Annotated in this window: 14 protein-coding genes; 3 read left to right on the forward strand and 11 right to left on the reverse strand. The window is 71.7% G+C overall.

Annotation, left to right across the window (positions count from 1 at the left end):
- Nucleotides 1-329 precede the first annotated feature (329 nt).
- Entirely contained in the window at nucleotides 330-2,327 is a 1,998-nt protein-coding gene (locus NR792_RS25015) for a potassium transporter Kup (RefSeq protein WP_375761690.1), read from the reverse strand.
- A gap of 182 nt (nucleotides 2,328-2,509) precedes the next feature.
- Between NR792_RS25015 and NR792_RS25020 the strand changes: the two genes are divergently transcribed.
- The gene (locus tag NR792_RS25020) at nucleotides 2,510-5,083 is read left to right on the forward strand and encodes a GAF domain-containing protein (RefSeq protein ID WP_375755194.1); all 2,574 of its coding nucleotides are present in this window, start codon (nucleotides 2,510-2,512) and stop codon (nucleotides 5,081-5,083) included.
- Here NR792_RS25020 and NR792_RS25025 read toward each other — a convergent pair.
- From NR792_RS25025 to NR792_RS25055, 7 genes are all read right to left on the reverse strand, one after another.
- The gene (locus NR792_RS25025) at nucleotides 5,080-6,096 is read right to left on the reverse strand and encodes a hypothetical protein (protein WP_375755195.1); all 1,017 of its coding nucleotides are present in this window, start codon (nucleotides 6,094-6,096) and stop codon (nucleotides 5,080-5,082) included. The genes NR792_RS25020 and NR792_RS25025 overlap by 4 nt on opposite strands.
- Nucleotides 6,093-6,557, reverse strand: a complete 465-nt coding sequence (locus NR792_RS25030) for a hypothetical protein (protein WP_375755196.1) — start codon at nucleotides 6,555-6,557, stop codon at nucleotides 6,093-6,095. Before NR792_RS25030 ends, NR792_RS25025 begins: the two co-directional genes overlap by 4 nt.
- A gap of 208 nt (nucleotides 6,558-6,765) precedes the next feature.
- Nucleotides 6,766-7,332: a hypothetical protein gene (locus tag NR792_RS25035; protein ID WP_375755197.1), complete on the reverse strand. Its 567-nt coding sequence runs from the start codon at nucleotides 7,330-7,332 to the stop codon at nucleotides 6,766-6,768.
- The gene (locus NR792_RS25040; protein ID WP_375755198.1) at nucleotides 7,326-8,438 is read right to left on the reverse strand and encodes a hypothetical protein; all 1,113 of its coding nucleotides are present in this window, start codon (nucleotides 8,436-8,438) and stop codon (nucleotides 7,326-7,328) included. Before NR792_RS25040 ends, NR792_RS25035 begins: the two co-directional genes overlap by 7 nt.
- 74 nt (nucleotides 8,439-8,512) lie before the next feature.
- Entirely contained in the window at nucleotides 8,513-9,058 is a 546-nt protein-coding gene (locus tag NR792_RS25045) for a hypothetical protein (protein ID WP_375755199.1), read from the reverse strand.
- A 34-nt stretch (nucleotides 9,059-9,092) separates the two neighbouring features.
- Nucleotides 9,093-9,638 carry a hypothetical protein gene (locus NR792_RS25050; RefSeq protein WP_375755200.1) on the reverse strand — a complete coding sequence of 182 codons (546 nt, stop codon included), beginning with the start codon at nucleotides 9,636-9,638 and terminating at the stop codon, nucleotides 9,093-9,095.
- Between the two features lie 102 nt (nucleotides 9,639-9,740).
- Nucleotides 9,741-11,768: a S9 family peptidase gene (locus tag NR792_RS25055; protein ID WP_375755201.1), complete on the reverse strand. Its 2,028-nt coding sequence runs from the start codon at nucleotides 11,766-11,768 to the stop codon at nucleotides 9,741-9,743.
- Between the two features lie 334 nt (nucleotides 11,769-12,102).
- Between NR792_RS25055 and NR792_RS25060 the strand changes: the two genes are divergently transcribed.
- Nucleotides 12,103-13,590 (forward strand): DUF4397 domain-containing protein, encoded by a 1,488-nt coding sequence (locus NR792_RS25060; RefSeq protein ID WP_375755202.1) that lies wholly within the window; start codon nucleotides 12,103-12,105, stop codon nucleotides 13,588-13,590.
- A gap of 2 nt (nucleotides 13,591-13,592) precedes the next feature.
- Here NR792_RS25060 and NR792_RS25065 read toward each other — a convergent pair whose 3' ends face one another.
- The 3 genes from NR792_RS25065 to NR792_RS25075 all read right to left on the reverse strand — a co-directional run bounded on the left by NR792_RS25065 (nucleotide 13,593) and on the right by NR792_RS25075 (nucleotide 18,942).
- Nucleotides 13,593-14,255: an autotransporter outer membrane beta-barrel domain-containing protein gene (locus NR792_RS25065; protein ID WP_375755203.1), complete on the reverse strand. Its 663-nt coding sequence runs from the start codon at nucleotides 14,253-14,255 to the stop codon at nucleotides 13,593-13,595.
- 176 nt (nucleotides 14,256-14,431) lie between these two features.
- Complete coding sequence (locus NR792_RS25070; protein ID WP_375755204.1) at nucleotides 14,432-18,022, reverse strand: M1 family aminopeptidase; 3,591 nt, start codon at nucleotides 18,020-18,022, stop codon at nucleotides 14,432-14,434.
- Complete coding sequence (locus NR792_RS25075; protein WP_375755205.1) at nucleotides 18,019-18,942, reverse strand: ABC transporter ATP-binding protein; 924 nt, start codon at nucleotides 18,940-18,942, stop codon at nucleotides 18,019-18,021. Before NR792_RS25075 ends, NR792_RS25070 begins: the two co-directional genes overlap by 4 nt.
- Before the next feature lie 214 nt (nucleotides 18,943-19,156).
- Here NR792_RS25075 and NR792_RS25080 point away from each other — a divergent pair, with 214 nt between their 5' ends.
- Nucleotides 19,157-20,038: an acyltransferase family protein gene (locus tag NR792_RS25080; protein WP_375755206.1), complete on the forward strand. Its 882-nt coding sequence runs from the start codon at nucleotides 19,157-19,159 to the stop codon at nucleotides 20,036-20,038.

Genomic DNA, 20,038 nt, shown 5'->3' on the forward strand with positions numbered 1-20,038 from the left:
TACTTTTCTCTGCCCCGCGAAAAGATTCTCGATTCATCGGCGAAAGTGTTGCTGCCCTGCCGTATTTTTATGCCTGAGCAGGAAAAAACGGGCGGGGGGAGGTGCAATGTGGAGCAGGCAAGCCCCTGCGTAAAGGGCTGTCTGGCAGCCACTGTCCACCATCGGTGGGTCAATCTGACCCCCTGGCCAAAAATCCTACCTCTGACTTTTCAGGGGGTTACGAGGCTGAAAACAGCCCAAGACCGGGAAAACACGCGCAGTGTGGGCTGAATAGATTTTCTACTCGTGGGGTGAAGTTCCGGCACGGCCGGCCGGAACCTCCGCTGGGACTACAGCTCCACCTGGCTGCCCAGCTCCACCACGCGGTTGGGCGGGATGCGGAAGTAGGCGGTGGCGCTGCGGGCGTTGCGGCTCATCCAGGTGAAGAGGGCCTCGCGCCAGACGGCCATGCCGGGCTTCTTGGTGGGGATGAGGGTCTCGCGGCCCAGGAAGAAGCTGGTGCCCATGAGCTGGAACTGGAGCCCCTTCTCCCGGCAGCGCTTGAGGATGTCCGGGATGCTGGGGTTCTCCATGAAGCCGTAGCGGGCGACGACGCGCACGAAGCCCTGCTCCAGGGGCTCCACCTCCACGCGCTCCTGGGCCACGACGTGGGGAATCTCCTCCGGGATGATGGTGAGCAGCACCACCTGCTCGTGCAGGACCTTGTTGTGCTTGAGGTTGTGCAGGAGCGCGGGCGGGGTGCCCTCCGGGTTGCCCGTCATGAAGATGGCGGTGCCGGGCACGCGCACGGGCGGGTGGTCCCCGAAGCTGCCCAGGAGGTCCTTGAGGCCCAGGCTGGCCGCGCGCAGCTTGCCGGCGAGGATGTCCCGGCCGCGCTTCCAGGTGGTCATCAGCGTGAAGATGCAGACGGCGAGCAGCAGCGGGAACCAGCCGCCGTCGGGAATCTTGGCCGAGTTGGCGCCGAAGAAGGCCAGGTCCACCAGCATGAACACGCTGGCGATGGGCAGGGCCACGGCGCGGCGGACGCCCCAGCGCTCGCGGGCCACGACGTAGGCCAGCATGGTGGTGATGCCCATGGTCGTCGTCACCGCGATGCCGTACGCGGCCGCCAGCCGGCTGGAGGAGCCGAAGCCCAGCACCAGCGCGATGACGCCCACCAGCAGCGCCGCGTTGAGGCCGGGCAGGTAGATCTGCCCCATCTCCTCCGCGGACGTGTGCACCACCTCCATGCGCGGGCTGTAGCCCAGCTGCATGGCCTGCCGGGTGGTGGAGAAGGAGCCGGAGATGAGGGCCTGGGAGGCGATGACGGCGGCGGCGGTGGACAGGGCGACCAGCGGGTACAGGGCCCAGTCCGGGGCCAGGAGGAAGAAGGGGTTCCTGGCGGCCTCCGCGTGGCGCAGGAGCAGCGCGCCCTGGCCCAGGTAGTTGAGCACCAGCGACGGCAGCACCAGCATGAACCAGGCCCGCCGGATGGGCCCCGCGCCGAAGTGGCCCATGTCCGCGTAGAGCGCCTCGCCGCCCGTCACCACCAGGATGACGGCGCCCAGCACCAGGAAGCCGCGCCACCCGTTCTCGATGAAGAAGTGCGCGCCGTGCACGGGCGACAGCGACCAGAGCACCGAAGGGTTGTGCAAGAGCTCCTTCACGCCCAGCACCGCCAGCACCAGGAACCACACGGTCATCAGCGGGCCGAACACCGAGCCGATGCCCGCCGTGCCCTTGCGCTGCACCATGAACAAGAGCAGCAGGATGACGAGCGAGATGGGAATCACGTACGGCTCGAAGACGGGGGTGGCCACGCTCAGGCCCTCCACCGCGCTCAGCACGGAGATGGCCGGGGTGATGACGCCGTCGCCGTAGATGAGCGCCGCGCCGAAGAGGCCCAGGGTGATGAGCACCGGCCGGGCGCGGTGCGCCTGTCCCCGGGGCCGCTGCATCGCCAGCGCCATCAGCGCGAGGATGCCGCCCTCGCCCCGGTTGTCCGCGCGCATCACGAAGATGAGGTACTTCACCGACACGACGATGATGAGCGACCACACGATGAGCGACAGCACGCCCAGGACGTTGGCCGGCGTCGGGGGGACGCCGTGCACTCCGGTGAAGCATTCGCGCAAGGCGTAGAGCGGGCTGGTGCCGATGTCTCCGTAGACGATGCCCAGCGCGCTCAGGGCCAGCATCGCGACGCGTTTGGGAGAGTCCGGCCCGTCCGTGGGGGCGGCCGGTGATTCCGAGGGTGCGTTCACGGCCCCCGCTTTAGCCGAACCCGGGCCCGCCGCAACGACTGCCGTGACGCTCCTTTGCTTTCCAACCGCTTGGGGTGCTCCCATGTGCGCGCTCGGCCCCCTGCCCCCGAGGGTGCCGGTCCGCGGAACGAGGCAGGTGCCCGTCACCAACGCTTCCGGGGGGTGGGTGTCGAGCATCCGCAGAAATCCGGGATGGCGGGACCTGGGACGCAGAGCGCCGCGGGCGGGGGCGTGCTCCCATGGTGGATGCAACGGGGGGACGTCGCATGACGATGGTCGCAACCAGGCTGGGGGAGGCGCGGCAGTACGGAGCGCGGCTTCCGGAAATCGAAGAGCGGCTGGCGCTGCTGGCGGAGGCTTCGCGGCTGCTGGCGGACGCGTCGCTGGAGCCCCCCGCGGTGATGGAGCGGCTGTGCGGGCTGGTGGTGCCGCTGCTCGGCACGGCGTGCGCGCTGCGGTTGTTGTCGGAGGATGGGCTGTGGCTGCGCACGGTGGCGTCAGCGGCGGAGGTGCCGGAGGCGCGGGTGCGGCTGCAGGCGCTGTTCACCCATCGCATCCGCGCGGACGAGGGCGTGGCGGCGGAGGTGCTGGCCACGGGTGAGGCGCAAAGCGTGGAGGCGGTGCTGGTGCTGCCGCTCAGGGCGCGGGGGCGCGCGCTGGGCACGCTGACGGTGTGGCGGGAGGCGCCGGAGCCCGAGTCGTTCGAGTCCGGGGAGCAGCTGCTGCTCCAGGAGCTGGCGGACCGGGCGGCGCTGGCGCTGGACGTGGCGCGGGCGTACGCGTCCGAGCGCAAGGCGCGGCAGGCGGCGGAGGTGGCGGCCGGAAGGCTCGCGCGGCTGCAGCACGTCACCGCGGAGCTGTCCGAGGCGCTCACCGCGGCGCGCGTGGCGGAGGTGGTGCTGGAGCAGGGGCTGGCGGTGGCGGACGCGAAGGCCGGGGCGCTGTGGGGCGTGGAGCCGGACTCGACGAGCGCCACGCTCTTGCGCTGCGCGGGCTGCTCGCCGGACGCGGCGGAGCGGCTGAAGCGGCTGCCCCTGGAGGGGGACTCGCCGGTGGCGCGGGTGCTGCGCGAGTCGCGCCCGGTGTGGCTGATGGCGGAGGACGCGCTGTCCGGGTCGGAGCGGCCGGCGCCCTCGTCCGCGTGTCTGCCCCTGGTGGCGGACGGGCGGGCGCTGGGGGCGCTGGTGTTCACCTTCGGCCTGCCGCACGGGTTCGACGACGACGAGCGGGCCTTCCTCCAGCTGGTGGCGCACCACGCGGCGCAGGCGCTGGCGCGGGCGCGGCTGTTGGAGCGCGAGCAGCGGGCGCGGGCGGCGCTGCGCGAGGCGCACGGGACGCTGGAGGCCATCATCCAGGCGAGCCCCACGGCCATCATGCTGCTGGACCCGGACGGCACGGTGCGGCTGTGGAATCCGGCCGCGGAGCGGATGCTGGGGTGGACGGCGGAGGAGGTGATGGGGAAGGTGTTGCCGGCGGTGCCTCCGGAGCACTGGGAGGCGTTCCGCCACGGGCTGGAGCGCGCCACGCGGGGCACGGTGATGGACGGCGCGCCCATGGCGGCGCGGCGGCGCGACGGCAGTCCGGTGCAGGTGGCCATGTGGACGGGGCGCGTGCACCCGGCGAGCGGCCCGCCGCAGTGCCTGAGCGTGATGGTGGACATCACCGAGCGCCAGCGCGGCGAGGCGGCGCAGCGCTTCCTCGCGGAGGCCGGCGGCGTGCTGGCGGGGAGCCTGGAGGAGGAGGAGACGCTGGAGCGCGTGGCGCACCTGGCGGTGCCGGCGTACGCGGAGGTGTGCGGCGTGTTCCTGGAGGACGAGTCCGGCGGCGTGCGCTGCGTGGCCACGGCGGGCGGCGGCGAGGACGGCGAGGTGCCGCCCCCGGGGCTCGCGGTGGTGGCGCGGGTCATCCAGTCCGGGAGGCCGGAGACGCGCTCCGGGCTGTCGGAGGCGGACCCGGCGAGCGCGCGGGCAGGCGGGACGTGCGCGTACCTGTGCGTGCCGCTGCGGGTGCGGGGGCACACGCTGGGGGCGCTGACGTTCGTCACGTCGAAGCGGGCGTACGACGCGCAGGACCTGGCGCTGGCGCAGGAGCTGGCGCGGCGGGCGGCGCTGGCGCTGGACAACGCGAGCCTCTACCGGGACGCGCGTCAGGCCATCCGCCTGCGCGAGGAGTTCCTGTCCATCGCGAGCCATGAGCTGAAGACGCCCATCAGCGCGCTGCAGCTCCAGGTGCAGAGCCTGCTGGCGGGGCTGAACCGGTCGGGGGCGGGCTTCGACCTGGAGCGGCTCAAGCGCGGCCTGGAGCGGGTGGACCGGCAGGTGAAGCGGCAGACGCTGCTGGTGAACGACCTGCTGGACGTGTCGCGGCTGAGCGCGGGGAAGCTGGAGCTGGTGCTGGAGCCGCTGGAGCTGGGGGCGCTGGTGCGGGAGGTGGCCGAGCGCTTCGAGCAGGAGTACGCGCGCTCGGGCACGCCGCTGGAGCTGTCGCTTTCGACGGAGGTGCGCGGAGAGTGGGACCGGCTGCGGTTGGATCAGGTCTTCACGAACCTGTTCTCCAACGCGCTGAAGTACGGGCGGGGCAACCCGGTGCACGTGTCGCTGGAGCTGGAAGGAGACCGCGCGCGGCTGCGGGTGCGGGATGGCGGCATCGGCATCGCGAAGGAGCACCTGCCGCGCCTGTTCCACCGCTTCGAGCGCGCGGTGTCCGAGCGCAACTACGGCGGCTTCGGGCTGGGGCTGTGGATTGCCCGCCAGATTGTCGAGGCGATGGGCGGCCACATCGAGGTGGAGAGCGTGCTGGGCGAGGGCTCCACGTTCATCGTGGAGCTGCCGCGTGGCTAGCGGTGGAAGGCGGGGAGGCCTTCGGCGATGAAGCCGCAGCCCCGCTGGGATTCGCGGCGGTGGAGGACGTGGCAGCGCTCGGGGGTGGGGCAGTCGGTGTCGAGGGTGCAGGGCTGGAAGCAGTAGCCGCTGGTCTCGTCGCAGGTGAGGCCCTTCGCGCAAGGGGCCTTGGCATCACAGCGGGTGCGGCACTCGAAGGCCTCGGTTTCGAGGGTGGGCTCGGCGAAGCCGCGCAGGCAGTCTTGATTGGCGGCGCAGGGCGCGGCGTCCAGGCAGGCGGGGCCGATGAAGGGGCGGCAGATGGGGACTTCGCCCGCGTAGTCCGTCTCGCAGCGCTCGCCCTGGGGACAGGCGCGGTCGCGGCAGCTGGGGACGCAGGCGCCGAGGACTCGGTAGGGATTGGGGGCGCACTCGGTGCCGGAGGCGCAGGCGTCCGGGTCGTGCACGTTGCATGGGGGGCCGCAGAACTCGTGGACGCAGAGGAGCCCCGGCGCGCATTCGCCCTCCAGCCCCCGTGCGTAGCCCGTGCACCGCGCCCCGGCGGGCAGGGCTCCGCGCGGCACGCAGCGGCGGAGGGCCTGACCCGAGGCGGAGGTGTCCACGGGGTGGCAGACGTCGGAAGCGGTGCAGTCCGACGCGTCGTCGCAGTAGCGATGCAGGGGCAGACAGTCGCGGAAGCCGAAGTCCGGATGGTGCGCGCACACCCTGTCGGCGGGGCACGCCGCGTCCGAGTCGCAGCGGTCCTCGCAGAGGAGGGAGCCCCGGGTGTCGGCGCGGCAATGGGTGGGGATGTTGGTGAGCCGGATGCCGTTGCTCAGCACGACGACGTCGGGAGGTTCGCTCGCGTCGCTGTCCGGGTCGTCGCTCGCTTCGAAGTTCAGGTGGACCGGGTCATCCGACAGGTCCGCCTGCGCGGTGAGGTCCGGCCCGGGCCACGCGAGCCACACCGCCGTGCCCACGGCGGTCACGAACGCGGCGAAGGCAATGAGGAGACAGAGCGTGCGCGGAGTCACTGGCCGAGCACCTGTTGCATCCAGCGCTGACTCTCCTCGTCCCGGGTCACGAGTCCGTCGAAGCGGCCCGCGCGCATCATCTCCACGAGGGCCGTGTCCTGGGCGATGAGCCCTGCCGCGACGAAGGGGAACGTCGTGGTCGAGCACCTGCCTGGGACGAAGTCAGGCTCCCCCGGCAGCAGGTCCATGAACCGCGCAAGCTGGGTGAACAGCCAATCCACGCTGGAAGCCACCGGCACCACATGCAGCTCCTCCTGCGTGTCGATGTAGAGCACTGGCTGGACTCCGCGCGCATCCGCCAGCGCCGGCACGACGCCGTAGTAGTACGCGAGGTTCGAAACCTGCCCGAAGAGAACGCATGAAGGGAATGGAGCCTGTCCCCTGCCCCGCAGCCATCCGTTCACGTCCAGGACCCCATCCGGGCCGGAGCCTGGGCGGTACAGCACGAGGTCTCCCAGCATGGCGCGGCCCGCCCTCGAATAGAGCCCGGCGAGTATCGGGTCGAGCGGATGCCCCAACAGCGTTGAGCCGGAGCGAGGTGCATCGGCCGATGGGGGCTCCACGCTGACGCGGAAGCCATGGCGACGGCAGGCCTCCGTCAGCCTCGTCCACCCAGTCCCTTCCGCATCCAGTCCCGGCAAGCGAACGCGCCTCCTGCAACGTCAGGACCTACAAGCCCAGCACAGCCGCGACTTCCTTCAGCGCGGCCTTCTCCGCGGAGGCCAGCGCTGCTCCCGACTTCGACGGATCGTACAGGACGTGAAACCACCGTCCGAAGTGCTTCTGCGTGATGCGAGCGATTTCCTGCACCTCTTTCGCGGAGACGTTCTTCGCGTTCGTGCGCACCAGGGTCCAGACCGAGTTGACGCTCGAGTGGACCTCCCGTGCCATGCCCACCAGGTTCTCCGCCGCGTTGATGCCGCGGGTGGGAAACAGATGGGCATGCTCGATGGGCACCAGATGGTGCACTTGGTACGTCCCCAGGCGGTCCGCCCCCAACGCTTGCGCCAACCGGGGCTGATGCACCTCGAAGTACTCCTGCCGGGCCCACTCCCGGAGCTTGTCCTTCGAGTACTTGTCCGTGATGGGCTTTCTGAGCCGGTGCTCCAGCCCCTTCAGCAATGACTGGAGCTCGGCCTGTTCACTGGCCTTCAGCGCCGCCAGGCCCTCCGCCTCCGCCTTCATCCAGATGCGCTGGAGGGCTTCACGCTCGGCGGGCGGCGTGCGGATCAGCACCGTGCGGAACCACTGGGCGGCCTTCGCCCCGCCCCGCCCCGCCCCAGCACCGAGGCCACCGTGGGCGCGACGGCCTCCATCGCTCCGAGCGCTCCCTTCGCGATGAAGCCCCCCACGTACCAGTACGCGAGCTGCTCGAAGGACCAGACTCCCGCGAGGCGTGCACTGTCCTTCACCTCCTGACGCCAGTGCCGGAGGATGTCCTCCTGCATCGCCCGGTACTCCCTGGCGATGTCCTCCATCGCCTCGGGAGGCTCGGAGGGCTCGAGCGTCGTCGCGGCCACCACCCGCCAGCGCGGCTCGGCTTCACCGCGCACGTGCCGCCCCTCCAGCTCGACTTCGACCGTGCGGCTTCCCACCGCGTTCGCGAAGGGCTGCAGCGCCTGGACCACCGGCATCCGGAGGTCCGCGCTCCCGGGTGCGCTCCGGCGGCCCGAACCTTCCTGGACCTCGAAGTCACGCAGCTCCGCTTCCGTGTGCAATCGCAGGCCCTCGAACTGGAGCCGCGCCCGCTCACGCACCCTCCCCTCCCAGGGGATGCGCCCCGCGGGCAGCAGCTGCCGGGCCACCGTCAGCGCATCGGACAGCAGGGGCCCGGATGCGCCCGGCAGGGACTCTGGCACCGTTCGCGCGTGGGCCGCGACCTGCCCCCGGACCGTCTCCAGGTCGAAGCGCCAGCGCTCCAGCCCCCGCTCCAGCGTGAAGCGCACGCGTCGCGGCTTCACGCCCACCAGCGTGGACAGGCTCCGCGTCAGCTCACGGGAGAACCCATTCCACTCCACGGCGGAACCCGCGCCTTGCCCCGTCGCCGTACGCCGGAAGGACAACAGCGTCAGCGCGCCGCCGTGCACCTGGTAGTTGAAGGTCCACGCCTCTCCGGGCGTGCCGCGCTCCCCCGCGACCTCCCAGAGCTCGCGCACCACCCGAGCCGCTTCCGCCTGCCGGGCGCGCTCATCGCCCACGGGCGCGGCACGCTCCAGCAGTCCTTTCCGTGTGAACCCGAGGCCCTCGCGCTCGGCCGGGGTGTCCTCCTCCCCCGGCGCCTCCTCGAAGGAGCCATCGCTCGCGCACGCGGCGAGCGTGAGCATCCACAGCAGTCCCAGCACCGGCAGTCTCCGGTGCCAGGACCTCACTCCACCTGAAGCGAGACGCGCCATGGCGTCCCGAGCCTATGGGGAAACTACAACGCCAGGAGCAGCACCGAGGCCTGCTCCGCGGGCGAGGCCGCGAGGAAGGCGTCCGGCAGCCGGATTTCCGTGGGCGGCGTGAGCGCGCGGTCGCAGCTGCGCGGTCCCTCGTAGATGCGGCCCGGCTCCTTCGCCTTCAGCCGGTACGTGCAGTCGCGCACATACACCGTCAGCTCCTGCGGCGACAGCGTCAGCGTGACCGGACGGCCACCGAAGCCGCCCTTCGCCTTCACCGCGTCGCCGTCCTTCTTCACGTCCAGGTTCACCACCGAGGACCCGATGTTGCCCTTCACCTTCTCGTCCTCCAGCTTCAGCGCCACCGGGACGTCCGCCACGCGGCCGCGCAGCTCGCCCGGGACCCGGGACACCTGGAACGCCTGCCCGGTGACGTTGTCCGCGGTCATCCGCAGGTTGAACTGCGTCCGCGCGATGTTGAAGGAGAGCTGATCCTGCTCGGAACCCGCGAACGCGCCGCCCGCCCCCGCGAGCACCGCCAACACTCCCACACCCCGACGCAATGACTGGCCGTAGCGCTTCATGGACTCATCCCTTCCGGCCCTCGGGCCGCGAAAACTAGAGCGTCAGCAACAGCAACGACGCCTGCTCCTCGGGCGAGGCCGAAAGGAACAGGTCCGGCAGCGTGAGGGTCATGGGCGGCTGGAGACGGGAGTCGCAGCTGCGCGGTCCTTCGTAGATGCGGCCCGGCAGGAGCGCATGCAACCGATACGTGCAATCCCTCACGTATACCGTCAGCTCCCGGGGCGACCAGCTCAGCGTGACCGGGCGGCCCCAGAAGCCGCCCTGCGCCTTCAACACCCCGTCCTCCTTCTTCACGTCCAGGTTGACCAGGCTCTGGCCGATGTTGCCCTTCACCCGCGCATCCTCCAGCCGCAGGGACACGAAGCTCCCGTACACCCGGCCGCGCAGCTCCCCGGGCAGGCGCGAGAGCTGGACGCTCGAGCCCGTGACGTCGTCCTCGGAGATCAGCAGGTCGGCCAGGAACCGCGAGGTGCGCGGGGGGAGCGGCTCCGGAGGGAGCTCCGCCACCGCGACTCCCGCTCCCGCCAGGACTCCCACCAGCACCGCGCCTCGCCACCACGACCGGATGTCACGCTTCATGGACACGGCCCTCCGGAGCCCCCACATCGCCATCACTGACAATGTGTAACGTCCCCGGAGCGCCGACATATCGGCCGTGGCCCGGCCCCTGTGCGGCGGGGGCTACTTTCCGCCCGCCGCCCCGCTCGCCTGCCCCGCGGCCGGGCCCAGCAGGTGTTTCTCGAAGAACATCAGCGCCGTCGTCTGGGCCAGGTCCCGGTTGGTCTTCTTCTGGAAGCCGTGCCCCTCGTCCGTGGCCAGCAGGTACCAGACGTCCGAGCCCTTCTTGCGCACCGCCTGGACGATCTGCTCCGCCTCCGACTGCGGCACGCGCGGGTCGTTTGCTCCCTGCTGCACGAAGAGCGCCGCGCGAATCTTGTCCACCGACCCCAGCGGCGAGATGCGCTCCTGCACCTTGCGCACCGCCGGGTCGCGTTCATCGCCGTACTCCGCGCGCCGCAGGTCCCTGCGGTACGCCTGGGTGTTCTGCAGGAACGACGGCAGGGAGGAGATGCCCACCACGTCCACCGCCGCCTTGATGCGCTCCGGGTAGAAGGCCACCGTCGCCAGCGTCATGTAGCCGCCGTAGGAGCCGCCGTAGACGCCCACGCGCGCCGCGTCCAGCTCCGGCCGGGAGGCGACGAAGTCCAGCGTGGCCCCGATGTCCGCCAGGCTCGCCTCGCGCTTCACGCCGTCATCCATGGCGCGGTACGCCTTGCCGTAGCCCTCCGAGCCGCGCACGTTGGGCAGCAGCACCGCCAGCCCCAGCTCCTTCGCCATGAGCTGGATCTGCGCGCTGAAGCTCGGCTGGCTCTGGCCTTCCGGCCCGCCGTGGAACATCACCACCACCGGCACCTTCCCCTTCACGTTCTTCGGCAGGTACAGGAACGCCGGCACCTTCACGCCGTCCGTGGACGGGTAGCGCACCAGCTCCGGCTCCACGAACGTCTCCGGATCCAACCCGCCGACCTCGGAGCGCGTCCAGCGCGTGGTCTTCTTCGTGCCCAGGTCCACCGTGAAGACGTCCAGCGGCACGCGCGCCGACGTCAGCGAGAACGCCACCCGGTCCGACCGCTTCGCCGGGAAGAGGATCCGCGCAATCACCCCGCGCGGCGTCTCCACCGGCGACAGCGCCTGCGTGCGCGTGTCCAGGAGGTACAGCCGGCCGTAGCCCTCCTCGTTGACGGCCACCGCCAGCTTGCGCCCGTCCGGGGACAGCTCCAGGTCCTGCACGTTCCAGCGCACCGACTTCGTCAGCGACGGCGGCGCCGCCGGGGGCGCGCCCGTGAGCGGCAGCCGGTACACCTCCGAGAAGTCGCTGTAGCGGTCCGTGGCCACGTACACGCCCTGCCCGTCGTGCGTGAAGACGGCGGACTCCACGCTGCCCTTGCCCTCCTTGGGCGTGAGCTGCGTGCGCGCGTTCGTCTTCAAGTCCACCACGCTCAGGTCCGAGTCATCCGCCGCGCGGAACTGGCGCACCAGCAGCTTCGAGCCGTCGTCGGAGAACTCCAGCGGCGCCCAGCTGCCCTCCACCTCCGTCACCCGCTTCGCCTGCTTGGGGTCCGCCGTGGGCGCCACGTACACGTCGGTGTCCTTGCCGTTGCGCCCCGTGCCCGCGTACGCGAGCCAGCGCCCGTCCGGCGACACCACCAGCCCCTCGTGCCGGCTCTTGCCGTCCGTCAGCAGCTCCGAGCGGCCCGTGCGCCGGTCCAGCTTGAGCACCTGGAAGAACTCTCCGCCGCCCGTGTCCTGCAGGTAGAAGATGACCTGCGGATTGCCCGGCAGGAAGCGCGCCCGGTTGATGGGCTCCTTCGTGAAGGTGAGCTGCGTGCGCGCGCCCAGCGGCATCTCCACCACGTGCAGCTGGTTGACGTCCGCGAAGCGCGTGGAGAGGAGCACCTGCTGACCATCCGCGCTCACGTCCAGCAGCTGCGCGGAGCGCGACTCCAGGTACTGCTGCACGCGCTGGGAGAGCGCGGGCGGCACCGGCGGCACGCCGCTCACCCACAGGTTGGGCAGGCCGGGCAGCGGGGCGATGCCGGGGACGGCGGACGGTGCCTTCGCGGCGGCCGGCGCGGGGGGCGGCTTCGACGGCGCGGGCGTCTGCGCCACGAGCAGGGACACGATGAGCGGAAGGGACGCGAGGGTCATGGTGCCTCCGAACCTACCAGCGCCGTCGCTCTTCCCGGCACCCACGCGATGACGCGTTTTGAACAGGCGCTGGACCCGGGCCGGTGATGCGGTGCGGCGGCCGGGCAGGCGGGGCGGTGTCGCGCTCCGCTCCCGGATGATCGCACCCGCGGTCCTCGCGGAGGCCCCCGCGCCCGTGATGCCCGGGGGTTGTGACGTGCACCGGTGCACACCGTCGGAGGCGGACAGTGGCCCTTGCGTGGGGGTTCGCCCGCGTGGAGGTGATGCCCACCCTTACCCCTGTCGACATCGGTGCCGAGCCGCGTCCGCGGCCCGCCGAGGAGGGGACTTCGACATGGCCTGGATGCGGGGGAAGACACTGCTCGTCGTCGCGCTCACGTCGCTGGGGGTGTTCGCGCCCGCGTGCGGAGGCGGCTCGGCGGAGGACTCCGACACGCCTCCCACGCAGGACGGCCCGGTGCTCGTGCCGCCCACCCAGGCGCAGCTGCGCATCGTGCAGGCCGCGCCGGGCGCGCCCGCGATGGACGTCTACCTCGCCGGCAACCCCACGCCCGTGGCCCGGGCCGTGGCCTATGGCGCCACCACGCCCTACCTCACGCGCGAAGCGGGCGCCGTCACCGTGGAGCTGCGGCCCGCGGGCGCGGCGGCGGACTCGCGGCCCGTCGTGTCCCAGCCGGTGGGCATGGAGGCCGGGACGCGCTGGACGGTGGTGGCCGCGGGCGCCTTCTCCTCTTCCGACTCCGACGCGGCGCTGCGCTCGCTGCTCCTGCGCGACAACACCGTGCCCGCGGACGGCGGCCAGACGCGCGTGCGCATCGTCAACGCCGGCACGGACGCGCCCACGGTGGACGTGGACCTGGGCAATGACGGCTCGGTGGAGGTGGCGTCGCTCGCGCGCTTCAAGGACTCCGGCGAGGAGGCGTGGGTGCTGCCTTCAGGCGCCGCGTTCCAGGTGGGCCTTCGCACCGGTGGCCGGGCGCTGACGTCCTTCACCGTGCCCGCGGCCGGCTCCGGCACCGACACGCTCATCGTCGCCACCGGCCTCATGTCCGCCCCCGCGCGCGCGGGCGACGGCTTCTCCCTGCTCACCGCGGGCCGCGACGGCACGCTGGCCATCCTGCGGCAGAACCCGACGGTGTACGTGCTGCACGCGTCTCCGGATGCTCCGTCGCTGGACCTCTTCGCCAGCGACCGCGAGCTGTCCGGAGGCCTCTCCTACGGCGCGCTGTCCTCGCCGCTCCAGGTGCCGCCGGGCACGTACACGCTGGACTTCTTCGCCGCCGCGCCCGGGACGGAGCGCCCCACGAGCGCGCCGGTGGTGACTGCGACGACGCCCACGCTGGTCCCCGGCGAGCGCTACCTGATGGTCGCCTCGGGCTACCTCGCGCCGCCCCGGCCGGCGGCGTCCCCCTTCACGCTGCTGCCCCTCACGGACCGCTTCGCGAGCGACCCCTCCAACCTGCGCCTGCGCTGGGTGCACGCCGCGGCGAACACGCCCGCGGTGGACGTGGGGCCGCTGGGCTCGGAGCGCCGCGTGCTGCCGGACGCGCCCTTCCTCGACGTGCCCTTCGCCGCCGCTACCGCGCAGGACGGCCTGCCGCTGCCTTCCGGTGGCACCGTCACGCTGGGCGTGGTGCCGTCCAACGACGCCAACCGCGCGCCGCGCACGAGCTTCTCCGTGACGCCCCGGCCGGACACGCGCGTCTTCGCCGTCGCCACCGACACGCCCGGCGCCGCGCCCGGAAGCTGGGACCTGCAGCTCTTGTGGGTGGACACCACGCGCACGCCGTGGACCGTGAGCACGCAGGCCGACGCACCCTGACGTCAGAAGGCCCAGCCCACGTTGAGCAAGATGCGCTGGGAGAGCAGCCACGTCGACTGGTGGATGCGCTCCAGTCCCGCTTCTCCCTCCGCGCCCAGGCGGAGGGCGTCGTACGCCAGCGCTTCGCGGCGGGCCCCGAACCCCACGCCGCCCTGCAGCGTGAAGCCGGGCTCCAGCACCACGCTGTACCCCAGGACCGCCGACCCACCCACGGACCAGGAGTCCGCATCGCTGTCATGGCTCACCGGGTCGTCCGGGAGATTGCCCACCAGCGCGTTGGAGCTCCGTCCCACCCCCACCTCCAGGCGCGGTGCCAGCCACAGTCCCTGGGGTGCCCGGCCCGTCAGGTAGAAGCGCACCGAGGGCGCCAGGCCGAACTGATAGGACGTGCGATTGAAGCCCTCCAACCCGCTGGGCTCCGCCTCCTCGAACCGCGAGCGGTCATGGTTGAAGGACGCGAACACGCCCAGTCCCACGGAGAAGCGCTCCCCCATCACGCGCTCGCCCTCCAGCGACAGCTGATTCAGGTTCTGGATGGGGACGGACACCGTCACCACGTTGCGCCGCTCCACCGGGAACGACCCCGTGGTGACGCCCTCCTGCGCGAACGCCACCGCCGACAACAGCACCAGCGACACACCCAGCTTCCACTGCGTCGAGACCATGTGATGAACCCCCGTCATGAAGCCGGACCCCCAAGGTCCGCCATGCCGGGGAAGGCCCATCGCAATCGATGTGCCAGCCTGCTCCCAGAGGGAGCCGCGCGCCGGTGAGGCCTGACACCGTGACAACGTGTCTCCGGAGCTCGGAGACGCGCATGTCAGCGTGTCATGTCATCGCGTCACGGCGGCGTGAGCTGTGCCTGGGCCTGCTCGCGGCGCAGCTGGAGCACGCGCACGTCCGGGTCCACCACCAGCCGCTCCGGCGCGAACTCCGAGCGCAGCGTCACCTGCACGGCCGCGCCCGCGCCGGGCTCCACGCGCGTCACGGCCCTGACGGACCCGTCAGGCCCAGCGGGCGCGGCGGCCTCCGCGGCCTTCGTCACCGCCACCTCCACCGGCATGCGGCCCGTGCCCACGTTCGTCACCGTCGCCGTGGTCACCCACTGGCCGCCCTCCTTCGTCACGCGCGCGTCGGTGACGCGGTACTCGGGCACCACGACCTCGAAGAAGGCCTGCCGGGTGAAACGGTCGAAGGCTTCGGGAGACGGCGCGAAGGGGCGCAGCACCGCGAGGAAGTCCTGCAGCACCGGATGGTCCGCGTTGTTCATGTACTGCTTCAGGAAGGCCTGGAGCCCCGCGTGCATCGCGTCGCGGCCCATCAGGTCCTCCAGCATCCAGAACGTCCACCCGCCCTTCTCGTAGAGGACCACCGTGTCACCGTCGCGCGAGCCATCCAGCTTCACCAGCGGCTGCTCCGCGTCCACGCGCCGGTCCTTGCCGTAGCGCTCCTCCATGCGCTTCGCGGTCTGCCTGCGCGCCTCCTGTCCGTCGAGCTGTTCGATGAGCTTCAACGCCGAGTAGTGCGACAGCCCCTCCGACAGCACGTTGCCGCCGGGCCCCTTGCCAGGGATGAGCAGGTTGCCCCACCACTGGTGCGCGGCCTCGTGCGCGGTGACGAGCAGCACCGCGTTCGACTCCGGCGTCGTCTGCGTGAGGAACCCGATGGACTCCGAGAAGGTGATGTCCGTGGGGAAGCCCTGCGCGTAGGTGTCCAGGCCGGCGAACTCCGACAGCTTCAGCTCCGCCCACGGGAACGGGTGGAACCACTCCGAGTAGTACCGGCGCGCGGCCTCCAGCCCCCGCATCATCTCCGGCACGTTGTAGCCGTGCGCGGGGTCGTGGAACACCACCGTGCCCGCGCCCTCCACGCGGGTCCACTTCCCCGCGATGACGTTGAAGAAGCTCACCGGATGGTCGCTCCGCCACACCGTGGTGCGCCGGCCGTCCTTCACCGTGTCGCTCTCGCGCACGCCCACGGAGTTGAGCGTGTAGGCCTCCGGGCCGCTCACGCGGATCCGGAGGGGGAACGGCATGTTGCTGCCCCAGGCGGACTCCGTGGGTCCTTCGTAGAAGTCGTCCGTGTACACGCGCGGCTCGTACTTGTTCTCCTTCGGGTCGATGCCGCGCTCCTCCTCGTAGCCCACCACCGGCGCGAACGTGGGCGTCTCGCTGGTGAGCACCACGCCTGACGGGAGGATGAACTCCTTGAACGCGCCGCCCGCGCGGGACACGCCCGCGGGCACGTGGCCCGCGTACTGGAAGCCCACCGTGACCTTCGCCCCGGGCGCCAGCGGTGCGGACGGCGTGAAGACATACAGCCCCGCGCGGTCCTCCGGTGTCACGTCCCTGCCGTCCAGCGTCCAGCGCACGTCCGTCCAGCCATCACCGCCGCTGAGGGCGAAGCGCGGCAGCGCCACGGCGTGCCGGTTCATCAGCGTGTACGTGCCCTTCATGCGGAAGGCGCTCGCCTCCGGCTCCAGGTCCACGTCCAGGTCCACGTCCGCCAGCATGGGCTGCGGCGCGTCCTTCCACGTCGCCAGGTTCTTCTGCCAGTACTCCTTCGCGCGCTTCTTCGCCGCCGCGCCCTGGTGGCCCTGCCCCACGAGGATGCCCAGCCACACCAGCGCCACCGCCGGCACCGCGAGGTACGGCGCCAGCCGCCACAGCCCGCGCGCGAGGCCCGCGGGCTTCAGTCCCTCCAGCGTCGTCACCGAATCGCGGACGCGGCGGCGGTCCAGGCGCACCGCCAGCGCGGTGAAGAAGACGGCCCCGCCCAGCGCGGCCACGCGGTTGAGCACCAGCGCGGCGCGGTCCACCTGGAAGGCGCCCAGGTCGGTCCACCGCACCGCGTCCCACAGCGGCCAGTTCGTCACCCAGGTGAGGTCGCCCCGCACGGCGAGGTAGCCGCTGAAGCCCAGCGCGGCCAGGGCCAGCGCGTAGGTGCCGAAGCGGCCTCCCGTCACCGCGCGTGCGGCCAGGATGAAGCCCGTCCACAGCAGGAAGGTGGGGAACAGCAACAGCCCCCACACGAGCACGTACGGCGTCAGCGACAGCGGCACCTTGCCCTGTGACACCTGCACCAGCGTGCCCGCGAGCGCCATGGCCGTCAGCAGCACCACCGCCACCAGGCTGTTCGCCAGCGCCTTGCCCAGGAGCACCGACAGCGTGCGCACCGGCGTCGCGTCGTGGATGGGCGCGAAGTGGGAGGCCTGCTCGCGCTCCAGCGACTCCACCACGTAGAACATCAACAACAGACACACGAGCACCGACGCCTGCGCCATCGTGCGCACCGCGAAGCGCCCGGGCACCAGCAGGAGGCTCGTGTCGAAGGGGCCCACCGCCGTGGCGCCCTGGGACACCATCTGCAACATCAGCAGCGGCAGGAACAGGTAGAGCCCCGGCTGCGACAGCAGGCCCCGCCCTTCCGCGCGCGTCACCGTCCACAGCCCCGTCCAGAAGCCCGGCGGCCGCACGCCCATGCGCAGCGCGGACAGCGGCGCCTCCGCGTGCGACAGCGCCACCTGCCTGGGAGGCGCGTCGAGGACGGCGCCCTTGCGCGGGGCCTTCGTGCGCACCTCACCCCGGAGCGCGCGGCGGAAGTGGCGCTCGCTCCAGGCCACCGCGCCCAGGCCCAGGGCCATGAGCACGAAGCGGCTGGTGACGAAGAGGGCGTCCAGCCCCACGGGCTGCGTGTTGTAGAAGTCCACGCCCCGGTCCACCTTGATCCACTCTTCCGTCAGCCACCGGAAGCCGCCGGGGTCCAGGGCCATGAGGAACCGGTTCACGCGGGGGTCCAACCAGCCGGGGGACCAGTCCCAGAGGAAGAAGGCGCAGAGGAAGAACAGGCCCACCGGCAGGAAGTACACCGGCACCGCGCGGCGCGTGCGCTCGCCCGTGGCGAAGGCCGCGCCCGCCATGAAGACGATGAGCGGCAGGCCGAACCACACCGCGGCGCTCACGTAGTTCCCCAGCGCGAAGGGCCCCCGGAACTCCGCGTCCGCGCCCGCGGGCACGACGTGGTGGAAGAAGACGAGCAGCCCCATCATCCACGCGAGCGCCAGCACGTACGCGCCCAGCACGCCCGCGAACTTGCCCCACACGTACTCCGCGGACGTCAGCGGCGTGGTGTGCAGGAGGGGCTGCACGCGGGCCTCGTCGTCGGAGATGACGGACATGCCGGCGCCCACCGACACGAAGAAGGTGAACAGCAGGAAGGTGAGCAGCAGCACCGTCTGCGCGACGGCGAAGGCGCTGGTGATCCACGCCTTCTTGCCGCCCACCTCCGTGCTGCCCGCGTCGATGGTGACGTTGCCGGAGGACACGCCCCACACCACGGCCACCAGCAGCACGAGCAGCACCCAGAACAGCGGGCGCCGGGTCTGGTGGCGCCACTCGGTGCGCGCCACGCGCCAGAGCCGGGACGCGTTCACGCGCTCACCGCCGGGGCGGGGACTGGAGCCGCGGAGGCCGTGGGCTCGGGCGCGTCCTTCATCAGGAGGAGGTAGGCGTCCTCCAGCGTGGGCGGCGTGCGCTCGAAGCCGGGGGGCACGGGCGTGCCCGGGGCCGCGTGGATGCGCACGCGGTTCTTGCCCTCGAAGAGCACGGCCTGGGTGACGCGGTGCGCTTGCTGGAAGGCGGCCATGTCGGCCGGGGGGACGGTGCCCTCGAAGAGGGTGTCGTGGAGGGCGGCCTTCGCTTCCGTGGGGCTGGTGATGGCCACCACGCGGCCGTGGCGGATGACGGCGAAGCGCGGGCAGAGCATGGCCACGTCCTCCACGATGTGCGTGGACAGGAGCACCGTGCGCTCGTGGGCCACCTCCGCGAGCAGCCGGTAGAAGCGCTGGCGCTCCTCGGGGTCCAGGCCCGCGGTGGGCTCGTCCACGATGAGCAGCTTCGGGTCTCCGGCCAGGGCCTGCGCGATGCCCAGCCGCTGCCGCATGCCGCCGGAGTACTCCTTCACCTTGCGCTTCGCCGCGAAGGTGAGGTTTACGCGCTCCAGCAGCTGCGCGCACAGGGCCTTCAGCCCCTGCGGCGCGGTGACGCCCTTGAGCTCCAGCAGGTAGCGCAGCATGTCCTGGCCGGAGAGGTACGGGTAGAAGCCGAACTCCTGCGGCAGGTAGCCCAGGTGCGGGCGCAGCGCCTCCGGGTGACGCACGAGGTCCAGGCCGTCCAGCGTCACCTCGCCGGAGGTGGGCTCCAGCAGGCCGGACAGAATCTTCATCAGGGTGGACTTGCCCGCGCCGTTGGGCCCGAGCAGGCCGAACATCCCCTTGGGGACGTCCAGGTCCACGCCACGAAGGGCCGTCACCGGGCCCGGATACACCTTCACCAGGTTGCGCAGGCTGAGCATGCGGCCCGTTCTACGCCGAAGTGGGGGCTCCATTTCCGGCTTCACGCACAAAGGGAGAGTCCCGCGGGGACTCCCCGTCCGCGCCGCACCGCGCGAACCTGTCCGACTGTCGGACAGGTTTTGGAAGACCGCGCGTCGGGCGGCCGGGCGGCCGGGACCGGGCCCGATTGAGGGAGCCCCGGCGGGGCTGCACGGGCTGCTGGACAGCGGGTACGTGGGCGTCAGCTTCTTCTTCGTCCTGTCGGGCTTCATCCTTGGGTACAACTACCTGGAGCGGCCGCCGGACACGCACGAGGCGCGCAAGACGCTGCGGGTCCAGAGCTGGACGCCGTGGACGGCGATGGCGTGGAACGGCGCGGGCTGGTCGCTGGCGGTGGAGGCGGTCTTCTACGCGGCCTTCCCCTTCCTGGCGGGACGGCTGAACCGGCTGGGGAACCGGGCGCTCGCGGTGGGCGCGGCGGTGGCGTACGGCGCCGCGCTGCTGTTCCCGGCGCTCTACATGGTGGTGGATCCGGACGGCACCGGGGGCACGGCGTCCGCGTACGACTCCGGGCCGTGGATGCTGGCGCTGCGGTTCAATCCGCTGGCGCGGCTGCCGGAGTTCATCCTGGGCCTCCTCGCGGCGCGCTTCTTCGTGCTGCGGGCCGGAGCCGCGCCGCGCTCGCATCCGGTGGCGCTGGCGGTGGTGGGCGGAGGGGTCATCGCGGCGCTGATGGGGAGCCCGTCGCTGCCCTTCCCGCTCTTGCACAACGGGCTGTTGGCGCCGGTGTTCGCGGTGCTGATCCTCCTGCTGTCGTGGAGCCAGGGGACCGTGGCGTGGGTGCTGGCCTCACGGCCGCTGCTCTTGCTGGGGAAGTCGAGCTACGCGCTCTTCCTCCTGCACATGCCGGTGCTGTTCGCCTGGAAGTCCGTGCTCAAGCGGCTGGGAGCGGCGCCCACGTCCGCCTGGGCGGTGGCGGCGTTCATCGTGGGCGCGGTGTGCCTGAGCGTGCTCGCGTACGAGCGCGTGGAGAAGCCCGCCCAGGGATGGATCCGCGACCGGTGGGCGCGCCGGGGCACGGAGCAGCGCGCGCCGGGACTCCAACCCCGGGCGTGA

Origin of the sequence: Corallococcus exercitus (assembly GCF_042231735.1) — a bacterium.
GTDB lineage: Bacteria > Myxococcota > Myxococcia > Myxococcales > Myxococcaceae > Corallococcus > Corallococcus exercitus_B.

What these genes read in the sequence shown, in the direction of transcription:
- NR792_RS25075 (WP_375755205.1), bottom strand. Translation starts at nt 18,942, where the DNA reads ATGCTCAGCCTGCGCAACCTGGTGAAGGTGTATCCGGGCCCGGTGACG.
- NR792_RS25055 (WP_375755201.1), bottom strand. Translation starts at nt 11,768, where the DNA reads ATGACCCTCGCGTCCCTTCCGCTCATCGTGTCCCTGCTCGTGGCGCAG.
- NR792_RS25065 (WP_375755203.1), bottom strand. Translation starts at nt 14,255, where the DNA reads ATGGTCTCGACGCAGTGGAAGCTGGGTGTGTCGCTGGTGCTGTTGTCG.
- NR792_RS25020 (WP_375755194.1), top strand. Translation starts at nt 2,510, where the DNA reads ATGACGATGGTCGCAACCAGGCTGGGGGAGGCGCGGCAGTACGGAGCG.
- NR792_RS25015 (WP_375761690.1), bottom strand. Translation starts at nt 2,327, where the DNA reads ATGGGAGCACCCCAAGCGGTTGGAAAGCAAAGGAGCGTCACGGCAGTC.
- NR792_RS25030 (WP_375755196.1), bottom strand. Translation starts at nt 6,557, where the DNA reads ATGCTGGGAGACCTCGTGCTGTACCGCCCAGGCTCCGGCCCGGATGGG.
- NR792_RS25045 (WP_375755199.1), bottom strand. Translation starts at nt 9,058, where the DNA reads ATGAAGCGCTACGGCCAGTCATTGCGTCGGGGTGTGGGAGTGTTGGCG.
- NR792_RS25050 (WP_375755200.1), bottom strand. Translation starts at nt 9,638, where the DNA reads ATGAAGCGTGACATCCGGTCGTGGTGGCGAGGCGCGGTGCTGGTGGGA.
- NR792_RS25060 (WP_375755202.1), top strand. Translation starts at nt 12,103, where the DNA reads ATGGCCTGGATGCGGGGGAAGACACTGCTCGTCGTCGCGCTCACGTCG.